The following is a 14,872-nucleotide window of genomic DNA, read 5'->3' as shown; positions in this document are numbered from 1 at the left end:
TGAGCGCGCCGCTGGCCCCTTGTCCACGGGTGTAGCAACTCTCACAATGCCGCCTACAGCCCGTCGAGCGTTCCTGCCGACCGGCCGGGTGAATCAAGACGGTCTACGGGGTGAGTTGTCACGCAAAGTGCCTGCACCGAACGGGTCATCTCCGGCCCACGCCTCGACCAGAACGCGCTCCGCGCCCGGAACGAGGCCGTTGATCAGCTCCGGTTCGTCCAGAACGGTCCACGCCGTCGGCGGCTCGCACGCCACCCGCGGCGTCGCGAACCCCTCCCCGAGCCCGCGCACGAAGGTGCGGACGGCCCGCGCCAGCGCCGCCGAGACGTTGTGGGTGGCCTTCTCGGTGCTCGGCCGCGTGATGACGACGGCCCAGCAGCCCGGCTCCTCGTCCGAGCAGTCACGGGCGTCCACGATCTGGGCACCCGCACGCCTGATGAGCGCGTCGCACGCGGCACGCGCCTGTTGCTCGTCCGCCGCCTCGACCACCACGGTGATCAGCAGCACGAGGTCGTCTTCGTCCATGACAGCAGAGATGGTGTCAGACGACGCGCCGGACGAACTCCAGCACCCGAGTGACGGCCTCGCCGTCGGTCAGCAGCCCGGCGGCGACGTACTCCTCGAACGCGGACCCGCGGATCCGGTCGGTGCCCGCCCGCGTGTCCGAGATCGGCACGATCTCGTCGCCGGACCCGTGCAGCCACAACGTGGGCAGGTCGCCGAGCGCCGGTCCGAAGCTGACCTCGTCCATGAGGTCCGCGAGCTCGTCGGACGCGCCGTCCCACATGCCGAGCACCGGGGACACCAGGACGAGCGCGGCGAGCCCGGAATGCGTTTGCGCGTAGCGGACCGCGGCGGGCGCGCCGGTGAACTGTCCAATGAGGACGACCGGCCGTTCGGCGGCGTCCACCACCGCGCCGATGTCCTCGCTCACCGCCACCGGCACGCCGGCGGCGCGGAGGGAAAGAGCGAATCGCTCACCGTGCGGCAGCACGGCGAGCCATCCGGGTGCGTGCATTCAGGCAGCGTAGAGCGTTGCCGGGCGAATTCGCGGTCTTGTGGTGCCGCCCCCACGCCCTCGTGTTGTACCGGAGGCGTGGGGGCGGTGCCGCGGGGCGCCCTGCTAAGCGTGAATTATCAAGCCAACGTTCCGAGCCACCTAGGCGGCGTAGAACGCGCTGATCTCGATCCGGCCACCCGAACACACGGGGCCGAAGTTCCACGGCACGCTCAGCGGCTCCGTCTCGTTCGGCGGGATCGCCGAGACCTTCGACGGTTCAGGCTGGCACGGGCGTTCCACCGGCTCGTTGCCCGCGGGGACGACGTTCCAGTGCAGGTTCGCGGTGGCCTTTCCGCCAGGCGCGAGAGTCAGTGCGACCGGAGCCGGGTCGGCCTTGCGCTCCAGTTTGGTCGGCACCGCACCGGAAGCGTTCTGCAGCTGGAAACCGCTGTAGCCGTTCAACGTGCATGGTGCCGTGCCGGTGTTCGTGACGACGAACTTGCCGTGCCTGTTGCCCGCGCCGGCGTCGGTGGGGGCGATCTCGCCCTTCAACGTGGTCGAGTCGCAGCGTTTCATCCCGGGAGCGGCTGCTCCCGTGGTGTCCGACGCGGGGGCGGACGAATCGGTCGACGACGGCGGCGACGAAGCCGTCGGCAGCGTTTGCGAGGCGTTGTCCGGTGTTCTCGTCCCGCAAGCTGTCACGGAAGCGAGCACCAGCAGTCCGCAAGCGATCAACCGTCGAGTCATGGGTGCACCTCCTACCACCGAGATGTTCCCAATTGTCGACTTGCCAATACACCGTGCCGGAAATTCACCGGATCTGGTGGACGTCCCACCCGTCAGGCAACTCGGACATGCCCTGCACCGCGGCGGTCCAGATGTAGGTCCACGCGATCCGGCCGTCCGGCAGCACGACGCGCACGCGGCGGTAGTCGTCGCCCTCGTACTCGTCGAGCAACGGCAGCGCGTCCTCGGGTGAACGCAGGCGCAGCACGAAACCGGGCACGCCCAGCCCGGCGCCGGGACGCAGGGCGGGATAGCCCTGGCCCGTGTCGAACAACGTGCCGGGCAGGTGCGTCTCCTCCGACTCGACGACGTGCGGCTCCATCAGGTGCCAAGCGCTTGCGCCCGGCTGGAGCGTGCCGTAGACGAACAGCAGCTCGGGCCAGTCGTCGGCGGACGGCTCGCCGTGGATCTCGGTCACGTCCAGCCCATCGGTCATCGCAGGCCTTTCGCCCAGCACGCGCGCGCCTCGTTGCGAGACGTCCGTGCAACGGACCATACGGCCGTTGAAGAGCACGGGCATCCGCTTCTTGGAGCCTGCCGTGTAGGCGAGAACGCTGTCGATGACGCCACCGTTGTAGAGCACCACACGGCCCGTGTGGACGCGTACGAGGCGATAGCGCAGTCCACGGCCCTCACAGCGGTCCAGGACACGCAGTTGTTCGGGGGTGGCGAACCAGATGGAGTGCTCCTCGACGACGCCGGGCGCCGCGGCGAGGGTGGCGGGGCGCTGGCCGTCCCGCAGGCGCAGGCCGGCGGCCCAGACAGCGGAAAGGCCCTCGCAGCGTGCGCGCAGCACGACCGCGGGGCCTTCGAGACCGAGCTCCTCGCGGAGCCAGGTGAGCTTGCTGGGGTTGGCGTTCGAGCCGTAGCCGAGCACCGGCATCCGGCCCGCCAACGGCGGTTCATCGTGGTTTGCAAGCCATTGGTCTAGGTCGATGTTCTCCGGCTCAACTCGCCATCCCGACTCCATCGTGAGGTCCGGTCGCACTGGCCAGCCAGTTTCGTCGACGTGGACGAAACAGTGGTCTGGACGAGTGCCCGGATAGGGCTCCGCCGGATGGCTGTCGTCGGTGAACGGTTGGGCCATTGGTCCATTGTGCCAGGCGCAAGGGCTTGATTGCGCCCCCTAATCGTGACCCATCGGATGATCCACCTGGGTTTCTTGGAGGATAGTGAGAACGTTCACGACGCAATCGGGTGACTGACCCGACGTCTCCGTGTCGACACTCCGGTGGGCCTCAGGACGCGTCATAGCGCTGCTGCGCCTGGGAGACCTCCGGCTGGTTCGCCTCGATCCAGTGCGCGAGCGCCACGAGGTGGTTCGCGGCCCCCTTGCCGAGAGGCGTCAGCGTGTACTCGACGTGCGGTGGGATGACCGGCTTCACGTCGCGGTGCACGAACCCGTCGCGCTCCAGTGTCCGCAACGTCTGCGTGAGCATCTTCTCGCTGACGACCTCCGCCAGCTCGCGCCGCAGCTCGCTGAACCGCCACGACCCGCCGTCGGACAGCACCTGCAGCGCCAGCACACCCCACTTGCTGGTGATGTGTTCCATGATCGCCCGCTCGGGACATATCTTGACCTGCATGCTCACCTCCAGGTAAGTACCCAACTTGAAAGTGGGTACTTTCCATAGGTTAGCGCTATCCCTAGCGTTGTGGCCATGACGATCCTCATCACCGGAGCAACCGGCCAGCTCGGCGGCGCAGTGGTCCGCTACGTCCTCGACCGCACGAACGAGCAGGTCATCGTGTCCGTGCGGGACGCCGCGAAGGTCCCCGCCGACCTGACCGCGCGTGGCGTCACCGTCCGCCAGGGCGACTTCGAGCGGCCCGGGACCCTCGACTTCCGCGGCGCCGACAAGCTGCTGATCGTGTCCGGCGAGGCGCCCGACGCCGACACCCGCATCCAGCAGCACAAGAACGCCATCGCCAAGGCGGTGGAGCACGGCGTCGGCCACCTCCTCTACACGAGCATCACCGACGCGGACACCTCGACCGTCGGTGTCGCGGTCGTGCACAAGGCCACCGAGGAGGCCATCCGCGCCACCGGCATCCCGTTCACGATCCTGCGCAACGGCATGTACCACGAGAACTACCTCGGCGCCCTGGCCGGCGAGACCGTCGCGGTCTCCACCAAGGACGGCCGCGTCGCGAGCGCCGCCCGTGACGACTACGCCCTCGCCGCCGCCGTCGCCCTCACCACCGACGGCCACGAGAACCAGGTCTACGAGCTCACCGGCTCGACCACCTGGTCGTTCCCGGAGCTCGCGGGCGACCGCTTCCGCGACGTCAGCGACGAGGACCTGGTCGCGGCCGGTATGCCCGCGTTCGTGGTCGACTTCTTCAAGGCGATCCGCGAGGGCGTCTTCGCCGAGGTGCGCCCGGACCTGGAGAAGCTGATCGGGCGGCCGTCCCGCCCGATCCGGTAAGACCCCTCAGGTGAACTCGGGATGCGCCTCCGGGTGCGCGTCCCACCACTTGCGGTACTCCGGATTGCGGTCCAGCACCGACCGGTAGGCGTCGGCGGCGCACGCGAACACCTCGTGCGCCCGCCCCGCCACCGGCGAGTCGCGCCGGGTCGCCACGAAGATGTCGGTCATCAGCGGCATCCCGCGCAACCGCCTGATCACGATGCCATCGCCGGTGCGGGACGGCGCCGCGGCGAACGAGACGCAGCCGCCCGCCACCAGCCCGCGGGCCATGCTCGCCTCACCGGTGTGGTGGGTCAGCCGCGGTACGAACCCGGCGTCCGCGCAGGCCTGGAACAGCTGCGTCCGGCTGCCGATGTGCTGCCGGGGCGGCGTGACCCAATCGCGGTCGGCGAGCTGGGCCAGGTCCACCTCCTCCTGCGCGGCCAGCGGATCGGTCTCCGACACCGCGACGAACGCCGGTTCGGTCACGAGCTTGCGCAGCTCGATCCCCGCGAGGTTCCTGGCGTGCATCCCGTCGAAGAACTCGAACAGCGCGACGTGGATCTCCCCGGCCTCCAGCATGTCCACGATCTCCGCCGACGACGGCCGGACCTCCGCCCGCACGTCGGGGTTGAGCTGGCGAAGGCCCTCCACGAGCCGGGCGAAGTACAGGATCGGGTTGCAACCGAGGAACAACGGGCCGCGCCGGTCCGCTTCCCGGGTGGTGCTCATCAGCTGGGCCATCTCGTCGAGCACCAGGCGAGCAGTCCCGAGCACCCGGCGGCCCAGGTCCGTTGGGACGCAACCGTTGCGCGTCCGGTCGAACAGCTGGCCGCCGACCAGTCTCTCGACGGTGCGCAACTGCGCGGACAGGGCGGGCTGGGTCAGTCCGAGCCGCGTCGCGGCCCTCGTCACGCTGCCCTCTTCGGCGATCGTGCGAACCGCACGGAGGTGGCGGAGCTCCAACTCGGGCATAAAGACCTTCTATCCCCCTTCTGAATGCGCCGCCACCCGTCGATCGGGGCATAGTGATGTCGATCGATCTTCCGGCCCGGCGCTTGCGGCAGCGCCATCGGGTCCGGCGCGGGAGGGTGCGCACCCCTCGGTTCGACGCTGCTGCCACGAACCCTGCACACCGTGGCAGCGGCGTCGAATCCCATGTGGTGCAGCACTCTCCCACAAAAACCGGGTCAGGGGATGACCACGGCGGCACCCGTGACGCTGACCCGGCGGTCGTTCCGCGTGGCGTCGACCTCGAGCCGTGACGGCCTGCCCATGTCCTCGCCCTGGCTGATGACGAACCGCTGTGGCCCCTCCAGGTCGCGCAGGTAGCCGCCGAACGCGGCAGCGGCGGCACCCGTCGCCGCGTCCTCGACGACTCCGCCGACGGGGAACGGGTCGCGGGCGTGCACGAGGTTCGCATTCTCCCGCCACCACAGGTGCACGGTCGTGAGGTCGTGCGCCAGCATCAGGTCGCGCAACGCGTCGAAGTCGTAGTTGAGCTCAGCGAGCTGTTCGCGGTCCTTCAGCCCGATCAGCAGGTGCCGTGCCCCGCCGAAGCCGACGTGCACGGGCGCGTCGCCGATCTCCTTGTACCGCAAGGCTTCCAACGCCTGCCGCACCAGCTCCGGGTCGGCGGGCGACGTGCTGGTCGGCACGCTCGTCAGCGTCGCCGTGCCGGCGGCGGTCTCGATGGTGATCTCACCGGCGGGCGTGTGGAACGTCAGCGGCCCGTCGCCGATCCGTTCCGCGAGCGCGACCGACGTGGCGATCGTGGCGTGACCGCAGAACGGCACCTCCGCCCTGGGGCTGAAGTACCGGACGTCGAACGCGCGCTCGTCGGCACGCGGCAGCACGAACGCCGTCTCCGAGTAGCCCACCTTCGCGGCGATGGCGAGCATCTCGTCGTCGGTCAGGTCGGACGCGTCGAGCATCACGCCCGCGGGGTTGCCGCCAGCCGGGTCCTTCGTGAACGCGCTGTAGCGCAGTACTCCCGTGTCGCTCATACCTCGCTGCAACGCGTAGTGGTGCTGAAGTCTTCCGTCCAGGTACCTGCTGGTGAAGTACGTCAGGCCGGCCTTCTCGAGTACGCGGCCGGACGCGGTGTTCCCCGCCTGGTGGCCCGCGACGACCCGGTCGGCGATCGCGAGCGCCTTGTCCCGCAGTTCGGCGGCGACCCCGCTGGCGACGCCGCGGCCCCAGTGCGCGGGGTCGATCCAGTAGCCGATCTCGATCTCGCCCAGGTCGCCGTCGAGCATCTGTGCCAGGCCGACGACCACGCCGTCCTCGACGACCGCGTACAGGCCGAAACCGTGGTCCTCCCAGTGCCTCAACGCCTGGTCGTGGCGGTCGCTCACGTAGTCGGCTGACCAGGGCATGCCGTTGCCGGCGAACGCCGTCATCCGGGGATCGGAGGCCCACCGCAGCATGTAGCCGAAGTGCTCGTTTCCCCAGCGCACGAGTTCCATGACGCCCATCGTGCCTCAGGGGAACCGCGGAAGAAGTCCCTCACACGTGCGGACCACGATCTGGGCGGCCCGGCGGTGGTCGTTCGGCGCGTGGACGTCCGCCGCCTGCGCCTGCCACCGCACCAGCGCGTCGAGCAACGCCTCCCGCACCTCACGGCCCTCGGCCTCGTACTCGAAACCCAGCCGTGCCGACGGTGCCGTGCCTTCGGCGCCGACGAGTCGCAGCGCCTCGGTCTGCAGTTCGGCCGGCAGCTTCGTGCGCCCGGACTGAACCGCGGCGATGAGCCGCAGCTCGCGGAAGTCGTGGGCGGAGGCGACGACGCGTTCGAGGTCGGCCATCAGCTTGCGGGCGTTCTGCCGTGGCTCCATCCGGAACAGCACGTCCAGCGCCAGCAACGCCGAGCGCGCCTTGAGGACCTCGCGGCGTTCGGTGAAGTGGACCGCGATCGAGTCGCGCAGCTCGCCGAGCCCGCTGCGCTGCACCAGTTGCCCGGTCAGCTTCACCTGCGAGTCGAAGCCCTGCCGGATCAGGGCGGTGACCAGCCGGACGCCGAAGATCCCGAACCGTTCCAGCAACGCCTGCCGCACGGCCGGTTCCATCGTCAGCGGGAACTGCTCGCCGACGAACCGGTCCGCGGACAGCAGGTGGTCCTCGAGCTCTTCCCGGCCGAGTGAGGACAGCGCCCGCAACGCGGTGAACTCGTTCTCCCGCAACGTCTTCGAGGCCACCGCCAGCAGACCGGCGACCGAGACCACGTTCTGGCACAACGGTTGCACGGCCACGTCACGGCGGTAGCGGCGGGCGATCTGCTTGGCCGACGACAGCGCGTCGATCCGCCCGGCCCCGATCTCGTCGGCACGGGCGAGCACCGCGACCGTGTGCACGGCGGCGGTGCGGGCGATCGGGTGGTCGTTGGCGGACCGCAGGAACTTCAGGTCCTCGTCCTGCACGTGCCGCATCAGGTACAGCAACGCGTCCGCGTCACCGAGCACCTGCTCCGGCGTGGCCTCGGCCGGCGTGTCGATCAGGACGACGTCCCGCAACGTCCGCGCGGGCCACTCGACGACGACCCGGTCGGTGCGGTCGAGCCCGCCGGTCTCCACGTGGTGGCGGCTGCCCCGCCTGGCGATCGTGACCTCGTGCGGACGGCTCGGCCCGGAGAACACGTGGGCGCGTGGCTCGGTACCGCCGCGGTACCAGACGAACGAGCTCTGCGGCGAGAACTCGTCGCCGACCAGCGCGTTGACCACGGTGGACTTGCCGATGCGGGACCGGCCGGCCACCGCGATCCGCACGGGCTCGGTGTAGCGCTCGACGTGCGAGCGCAGCCAGGCCGTGGCGCGGGGGCTGTCGCGGTAGACGGACAGAGCCTCCTGCAGCATCGACCAGACGACGCGGTCCAGTGTCACGCGGTGAGCTCCATCGCGGGACCCCCGAGTGCCTGTACCCGCTTGTAGAGCGTGACGAGCTTGTCCAGCTCCTTGCGGCCCTCCCGCATCCTGCGCTCGCGGTCGGTCTGGTCGTCCTGCACCGCGCGCTTGGCGCTGCGGGCCGACTCCAGCAACGTCTCCTGCAGCTCCTCGGCGAGCGTGCTGAAGTGGTTGCGCAGCGAACGCTGGATGTGCCGGCCGGAGTCGCGGACGTCCTTGGAGAACTTCACGAAGAAGTCGTCCACGTGCCGTTGCGCGGCGGCCTTCGCGGCGGCCTGGCGGCGCTTCAGGCGTTGGTCGCTCTCGTCCAGAACGGACTTCCCGCCGAAGAGGGCGCCGGCGCCGAGCGAGATCACGTTGATCAGCGGCATCCCAGCGAGCGAGGTGACCAGACCGAACATCAGCACACCGCCGTAGGAGCCGCGCAGACCGGTGAAGAGCTTCTGCGGCACCGAGAACGGCTCGATCTTCGGCTTCTCCAGCTTGCTCACGGGCTCCAGCAGGTCGTCGGGCAGCACCGAACCGGGGATCAGGTCCTCGCGGTAGACGGGGAAGTTCTTCGCGACCTTCGCGGCCACCCACTCCGCGCGTTCCATCAGCCAGGCGAAGTTCGTCGTGGCGGCCTCGTTGAGGTTGTCCTCGAGCCACTGCTCGAACTTGTCCCAGCCGATCGCGGGATCGGCCTCGTCGTAGGTCTTGTCGACCTCGCGCAGGATCTTGCGGGTCCGGTCGCGCAGGTCGTACTCGACGTCGGAGATCAGGTCGGCCATCTCGTCGTTGAGCACGTTCTGCCAGCGCGCGGACCGGCGCCGCAGCTCGTCGACGCGCCGCTGGGCCTCCTGCAGCGTCGAGATCGTGGCGACCGTGTGCGACGAGTCGTGGGCCGTCAGCTCCTCGCGCAACGGCGTGACCAGCTGGCTGAGGGCCGACGAGGCCACGACGGCGACGGCGCGGCGGGCCAGCAGGTCGGCACTGGCGACGATGTCCCGCTGCACGCACGCCAGCAGTTCGGGGAAGCCGGACTCGGTGTTGAGCCGCTGGTCACCGGTCTTCGCGGCCCGCAGCCGCAGCGCGGACGAGACCGGGATGAGCTTCGCGGCGACACCGGCGCGGGCGAGCAGCGCCCGGTTGCGCTCCACGACGGCGCGCCAGCTCGGCACCAGGTCGATCTTGGTGACGACCACGGTGACGTTGGGACACGCCTGCATGACCTTCTTGAGCAGCGTCATCTCCGCCGACGTCAGCTCACCGGTCGCGTCGGAGACCAGCAGCACGGCGTCGGCCTGCATCAGCGTCGCGAACGTGCTGGCGGTGTGCGCGGACCGGGTGTCGCCGACGCCGGGCGTGTCGATCAGGACCAGCCCGCTGTCGAGCAACGCGCGCGGAATGCCGATCTCGGCCCGCACGACGTGCTGCGACTGCGCGGTGGCCTGCTTCGTCACCTGGTCGATCGGCACGGCGATGCGCTCGGTCGGGGTGTGGAAGATCGACCCGCGTGCGGACGCGTTGCGGACCAGCGCCGCCGACGGCGTGTCGGCGTGCTGGACGAAGGTCGGCACGGTCGTCGTGATGTCGTCGCCCACCGCGCAGACGGGGGCGTTGAGCAGTGCGTTGACGAGCTGACTCTTGCCTTGTTTGGACTCGCCGACGACGAGAACGCGCAACTTGGGGTCGAGTTGCTGTGCCCGCTTTTCGCGCAGCCGGGCCTCCAGGTCGGGCCGCCGGTGCGTGACGCAGGCCCCGATCGTCTCGTCGAGCACGTCGAGCCAGGGCGGTGCCATCACCTGACTCATAGTGCCGTGTTCACCCCCCTGGGTGAAAGTCTCGAACGCAAGTCCGGTCCGGTTCCGTCCGTACCCGGCTGTTCGGAGGGGCGGTGACGTTGCTCACCGAGCGGGCCGCGCCGATCATGCTGTGCAGACGCCGAACCGGCCCTGTCCAGGTGCGACAGGGCCGGTTCGGATCAGGAAGGGTGGTTCGGTCTCAGCCGAGCAGGCCCAGGTCGAGGTCACCCACGACCGGGACGTTGCCGGTGACGTCGGTGACGGTGCCGAGCACGTTGCCGACGCCCGCGGCGTCACCGGTCAGGCCGGTCGCGGAGCCGGTGAGGCCCGTGGCGGTGTCGACGACGCCGGACGCGGTGTGCTGGACCTGGCCGATGGTGTCGTCGGTCTTCACGCCGATGTTGCCTTCGGAGATGCTGCCGAGGCCCGTGACGTCGAGGACGCCGAGGCCCGCGTCGCCGCCGCCCAGCACGCCCAGGGCGTCGTGGGCGAGGCCGGTCACGCCGCCGAGCTGGCCGAGCACGCCGTCGACGCCGGGAACGGCCGAGGTGACGCCGTGCACCGGCGCGTCCACGGTCGCGGTGGCGGTGTCGGCCACGTCGAGCACGGTGCCGGTGACCGGGGACGTGGTCTGGTCGAGGACCGAGGCCACGTCGCCGACGACGGAGAAGTCACCGTCGAGCTTGACGGCGCCGGCGCCGTAGGTGTCGGCGGTGTTCGAGCCGGCCCACACGGTCAGGCCGTCCTCGTCGGCGGCGAGCAGGCCGGCCGAAGAGGTGGTGGTGAGGTTGTCGAGGGACAGACCCGACGAGGTCAGCTGAGACGCGACGGCCTGCAGCTGGCTGATGGCGCCGAGCGGCCCCTCCGCCAGGACGTCTTCCGCGACACCGTCCAGGTAGACGCCCTCGAGGCTGGGCACGCCAGCGGGTGTCTCCGGCAGCAGGTCGATGACCAGCGGAATGACTTCCTGCACGTCAACGGCGGTGATGTCGGCCAGACCGGCCTGCTCCAGGGTGCCCTGAGCATCGGCGGCGAACGCGGCCTTGAGGGACGGGTCGCTGAGCAGGTTGAGCACGAAGTCGTGGAGCGTGCTGGGCTGGATCATCTGAGGGAACTCCTGTTGTTGGTGCACGGGTCATTTGGGGTGTGTGGCTGAAAGCTATTGAGAGCGGGCCGCCCCCAACATCGGGGATCACTCCCAGTGAATCCCCGTTCCCCGAAGGGGTGATGCTCGTTGACCCCCTAGGGGATTAGGGGCCTTACTTGAGCGTCTCTCGTTCACCCGTGTAGGTACTGGTCGCTGCTGCGAACAGGTGAGGAAGTGACTTGGCGTACGTACTCGGAGTCGATGTCGGGACCACCCGGACGACGGCCGCGGTGTGCCGTCTCGACGGTGCCCGTGATGCCGAGATCGCCCTGGTGGTGCCGTCGTTGCTGCAGCTCACGGACGCGGGGACGTTCTCGGTCGGCGAGCGTGGTGCTCCCGGCTGGACGGCCTCCGGGTTCGCTCGCCGAGTCGGTGACGCGGTGCCGATCTCGCTGGGGCCGGAGACCTGCCCGGCCGAGGAGCTCACCGCGCTGCTGATCATGTGGGTCATCGGCGAGGTCGTCGCCCGGGAGGGTGAACAGCCACGTCACGTGGCCGTGAGCCACCCGGCCGGGTGGGGCCCCTATCGCCGGGGACAGCTCCACGCGGCGATGCGGGCGGTCGGGGTCCACGACGTGACGCTCGTTCCGGAGCCGATGGCGGCCGCCGAGAACCACGCCGTGCGCTCCCGTGTGGTGCCTGACGCGTCGTTGGCCGTGTTCTCGCTGGGCAGCCACGCGTTCTCGGCGTCCGTCGTCCGTCGCGCGCAGAACCGGACGTTCGAGCTGGTCAACCACGTCGAGGGCGTCGACCACCACGCCGGCGTGGACTTCGACGACCTGCTGGCCTCCCTGGTCCGCGGCCGGCTGGGCAAGGACGCCCTGGTGTCGGTCGCCGACTGCGAGGCGGCGAAGCGGGCGTTCGGCCCGTCGGCGCCGTCCGTCGTGGTCAGCGGGGTCGAGATCGCGCGCGACGAGTTCGTCGAGGAGATCCGGCCGTCCGTCGAGCACCTGGTCGGCACCTTCGTCCGCGCGCTGGGACCGGTGCAGCCCGACGCGGTGCTGCTGGTCGGCGGTGCCTGCCGGATGCCGGTGATCGGCGACGCGCTGTCGTCCTCGGTCGACTGCCGGGTGCTGGCCGAGGCCGCCCCCGAGCACTCGGTCGCGAAGGGCCTCGCGTTCGCCGCCCGGCTGGTCCTGCTGGGTCCCGAGGCCGAGCCGGAACCGCTCGAGACCTCGGTCCTGGTGCACACCCGCGAAGCGTCGCTGCGTTTCCCTGTCGGCGAGGTCGCGAGGCCCGACGACGACGAGTTCACCACGCCACCGCCGCGCCCGCCGGTGGACGTGCCCCCGCTGGAGCTGCCGCCGCGCAGGGTGAAGCGCATGGCCAGCGCGCTGAAGCCCGCTTCCCGCCGGTCGGGCTCCCGCTCCCGAGACGACGATGATGAGGACGGCCGTTGAGCGTGACCACGCGAGCCAGGTTGGTGCTGGACGCCTCGGTGCGAGGTGTGCTCGACCGGATCAACGACGCTGCTTCCGGCGATCGTCTGCGCGTTGTCGTTGCTGCGCCTGGTGGTTACGGCAAGACGGTGCTGCTGTCGGAGGTGACCAACACCGCCGTGCGCGTGGTCGACGACGCGCACCTGCTGGACGACGCCTCCCTGCGTGAGCTGGCTGCCGAGTCCCTGCTCGTTCTGGCTTATCGGCCGTGGCCGCGTCGCGCGGTGCTGGCCGAGCTGACCCGTGGCGCGGTGGTCGTGCCGCTGGCGCCGTTCTCCCGCGACCAGGTCCGCGAGTTCCTGCACGCGCCCAAGCCCGTCGTGGACTTCGTGTTCTCGCAGACCGGTGGTGTTCCCGGTCTGGTGGAACGTCTTGGTGCCGTCTCGGAGGTCTCCGGGGAGGTGCTGAGCACGTTCCGGTCCGACCTCGACTGGCTCGACCCGGACCTGCAGAAGTTCCTGCTGGCCGCCGAAGCCGGCGCCGCCCAGCGCCTGGACCTGCTGTCCGCGTTGCTGGGCAAGGACTTCGACGAGGTCAGCGACATCATCGAGGCCGCCCGCGCCACCGGCCTGCTCGCCGAGGACGGCACCCTGCTGCCGCTCGCCCACCGTGCGGTGGGCGCCCTGACCCGTGCCGAGCGGCGGATCGCGGTGCGCCAGAAGCTGGCCCAGCTCCAGCTCGACCGCGGCGGACCCGTCCTGGACCTGGTGCGGCCGTTGCTGGACACCGGCATCGGCGGGCCCGTGTTCGCGGCCGCCGCCCGTGAAGCCCTGTCCTCGAATCCCGCGCTCGCGGCTTCCTTGTTCAAGGCCTCGACCGGTGGTGGTGCGCCCTCGGCGGAGACCGCTGCCTCGTGGGCCACGGCGTCGGCGATGGCGGGCGACCTGGACGCCGCGCTGCGTCTCGCCGACCAGGTCATCAGCTCCTCCGACACGCCACACCGCCGGACCGCGGCCGAGGTCGCCGCTGTCGCGCTGGCCCACCGCGGCCAGCTGGCGCGCAGCACGGAGCTGTTCCGCTGGGCCGCCACTCCCTACGCCGCCGCGTTCGCCGGGATCGGCCTGATCGGCACCGGGCACCTCTTCGACGAGACGCCCCCGCAGCCGCCGACGATGCTCGGTGGCGCGGCTTCGCTGATGTTGCAGGGCGTTCGCCAGTCCGTGGCCGGTGCCGAGACCGCCGCACTGTCCACTTTGGTCCGTGCGTCGTCGATGCTCGAACCCGCCGGCGGTGCCGTGCTGCTGCCGGACAGCCCCGCCGCGCTGGCCGCACTGGTGGCGGTGCACTGCGGCGAGCCGAACGTCGCCGAGTCGGTGCTCGACCGCGCGGTCGAGACCGGGGCCGGTGGCGTGCTGATGTCGGTGCGGCACCGGTTGTTACAGGCCTGGCTGCACATGTTGCGCGGCAACCTGACCGTGGCGCGCGAGACCCTGATGTCCGTCCGTGGCGCGTTCGAACCGCGTGACTGGATCTTCGCCGTGGCGCTGGAAGTCGGGGTGGCCCGGCGCAACAGCGACCTGGCCACGTTGCGCCGGACGTGGGAGCAGGCCTGCGAGGCCGTGCTCCGGCATCCGGTGGACCTCTTCAGTCTGCTGCCGCTGGGTGAGTTCGCGGCGGCCGCGGCCCGGTTGCGCGACCAGGACCGGCTGGCGCCGCACCTGGCGCAGGCGTCGGCCCTGTTGCGGGCGTTGGGAAATCCGCCGTTGTGGGCGACCCAGCTGCACTGGAGCCTGCTGCACGCGGCGATCATCGACGAGAACACGGCCGTGGCCGAGGAACACGCGGCCGCGCTGGCGGTCAACCGCGATCGCAGCCGGTACTGCGGGATCGTTTCCACCGCGGCCGAGTGCTGGCTGGACGTCGTCGCCGGCAAGGTCGATCCGGACCGGGTCGAGGAGGCCGCTCGCAGCCTGCACGCGGTCGGGTTGTGGTGGGACGCCTCGAGGTTGGCCGGACAGGCGGCGATCCGCACCTCCGACCGGCAGGCGATGGTCCGGCTGCTGGACTGCGCACGGTTGTTGCAGGGACGGCCGGTGTCGGCCCGTCGCGCCGAGGCCGACGCGGTTCCGGTGGCCGAGGACGCCGGGAAGCTCAGCGACCGGGAGCGCGAGGTGGCCCGGCTGGTGCTGGAGGGCATGACTTACAAGCAGGTGGGGGACCGGCTGTTCATCTCCGCCAAGACCGTCGAGCACCACATGGCCCGGATGCGGCAGAGGCTGGGATCTACGTCACGGTCAGACCTGTTGGCCCAATTGAGACATATCCTGGGAACCGGGGCTTGAGCTGGGCCGTTCCGCGAGGAAGTTGGTCCGATCGAGCGAGTAAAGTCGGTAACGCCGCCGGGCTGCCGTACCCCCGTTGGAGGGAACGCCGCCGTGCGACGGGGCTGTGCGGTGTACCGGCGGT

13 protein-coding genes are annotated in these 14,872 nt (G+C 70.3%); 3 read left to right on the top strand and 10 right to left on the bottom strand.

What is annotated here, in order from left to right:
* Nucleotides 1-93: 93 nt before the first annotated feature.
* The 5 genes from ACRSBM_RS37175 to ACRSBM_RS37155 all read right to left on the bottom strand — a co-directional run bounded on the left by ACRSBM_RS37175 (nt 94) and on the right by ACRSBM_RS37155 (nt 3,372).
* A complete protein-coding gene (locus ACRSBM_RS37175) occupies nt 94-525 on the bottom strand; it encodes a hypothetical protein (RefSeq protein ID WP_434451112.1) in 432 nt (143 codons plus the stop codon).
* 16 nt (nt 526-541) lie between these two features.
* Nucleotides 542-1,018, bottom strand: coding sequence for a hypothetical protein (locus ACRSBM_RS37170; RefSeq protein ID WP_434451109.1), 477 nt, complete (start codon nt 1,016-1,018; stop codon nt 542-544).
* Between the two features lie 141 nt (nt 1,019-1,159).
* Entirely contained in the window at nt 1,160-1,747 is a 588-nt protein-coding gene (locus tag ACRSBM_RS37165; RefSeq protein ID WP_434451107.1) for a DUF4232 domain-containing protein, read from the bottom strand.
* Nucleotides 1,748-1,811: 64 nt separating this feature from the next.
* A complete protein-coding gene (locus ACRSBM_RS37160) occupies nt 1,812-2,681 on the bottom strand; it encodes a gamma-glutamylcyclotransferase (RefSeq protein ID WP_434451104.1) in 870 nt (289 codons plus the stop codon).
* 343 nt (nt 2,682-3,024) lie between these two features.
* Entirely contained in the window at nt 3,025-3,372 is a 348-nt protein-coding gene (locus tag ACRSBM_RS37155) for a winged helix-turn-helix transcriptional regulator (protein WP_434451101.1), read from the bottom strand.
* 75 nt (nt 3,373-3,447) lie between these two features.
* Here ACRSBM_RS37155 and ACRSBM_RS37150 point away from each other — a divergent pair, with 75 nt between their 5' ends.
* Nucleotides 3,448-4,215, top strand: a complete 768-nt coding sequence (locus ACRSBM_RS37150) for an NmrA family NAD(P)-binding protein (RefSeq protein WP_434451098.1) — start codon at nt 3,448-3,450, stop codon at nt 4,213-4,215.
* 6 nt (nt 4,216-4,221) lie between these two features.
* On the opposite strand, the gene ACRSBM_RS37145 is transcribed toward ACRSBM_RS37150, so the two are convergent.
* The 5 genes from ACRSBM_RS37145 to ACRSBM_RS37125 all read right to left on the bottom strand — a co-directional run bounded on the left by ACRSBM_RS37145 (nt 4,222) and on the right by ACRSBM_RS37125 (nt 10,985).
* Nucleotides 4,222-5,172 (bottom strand): LysR substrate-binding domain-containing protein, encoded by a 951-nt coding sequence (locus ACRSBM_RS37145; protein ID WP_434451095.1) that lies wholly within the window; start codon nt 5,170-5,172, stop codon nt 4,222-4,224.
* A gap of 215 nt (nt 5,173-5,387) precedes the next feature.
* The gene (locus ACRSBM_RS37140; RefSeq protein ID WP_434451092.1) at nt 5,388-6,665 is read right to left on the bottom strand and encodes a PhzF family phenazine biosynthesis isomerase; all 1,278 of its coding nucleotides are present in this window, start codon (nt 6,663-6,665) and stop codon (nt 5,388-5,390) included.
* 15 nt (nt 6,666-6,680) lie between these two features.
* Nucleotides 6,681-8,075, bottom strand: a complete 1,395-nt coding sequence (locus ACRSBM_RS37135; protein ID WP_434451089.1) for a hypothetical protein — start codon at nt 8,073-8,075, stop codon at nt 6,681-6,683.
* The gene (locus ACRSBM_RS37130) at nt 8,072-9,889 is read right to left on the bottom strand and encodes a dynamin family protein (RefSeq protein WP_434451087.1); all 1,818 of its coding nucleotides are present in this window, start codon (nt 9,887-9,889) and stop codon (nt 8,072-8,074) included. The genes ACRSBM_RS37135 and ACRSBM_RS37130 overlap by 4 nt, the downstream gene beginning before the upstream one ends.
* Before the next feature lie 190 nt (nt 9,890-10,079).
* On the bottom strand, nt 10,080-10,985 hold the full coding sequence (locus ACRSBM_RS37125; protein WP_434451084.1) for an IniB N-terminal domain-containing protein: 906 nt from the start codon (nt 10,983-10,985) through the stop codon (nt 10,080-10,082).
* Between the two features lie 221 nt (nt 10,986-11,206).
* Between ACRSBM_RS37125 and ACRSBM_RS37120 the strand changes: the two genes are divergently transcribed.
* Complete coding sequence (locus ACRSBM_RS37120) at nt 11,207-12,427, top strand: Hsp70 family protein (protein ID WP_434451083.1); 1,221 nt, start codon at nt 11,207-11,209, stop codon at nt 12,425-12,427.
* A gap of 2 nt (nt 12,428-12,429) precedes the next feature.
* A complete protein-coding gene (locus tag ACRSBM_RS37115) occupies nt 12,430-14,748 on the top strand; it encodes a LuxR C-terminal-related transcriptional regulator (RefSeq protein ID WP_434451081.1) in 2,319 nt (772 codons plus the stop codon).
* Nucleotides 14,749-14,872 lie beyond the last annotated feature (124 nt).

This window comes from Lentzea xerophila, from assembly GCF_051094245.1.
GTDB classification, from domain to species: domain Bacteria; phylum Actinomycetota; class Actinomycetes; order Mycobacteriales; family Pseudonocardiaceae; genus Lentzea; species Lentzea xerophila.
Note: the sequence above shows the minus strand (reverse complement) of the source record. Positions and strands in the feature narration are given on the sequence as shown.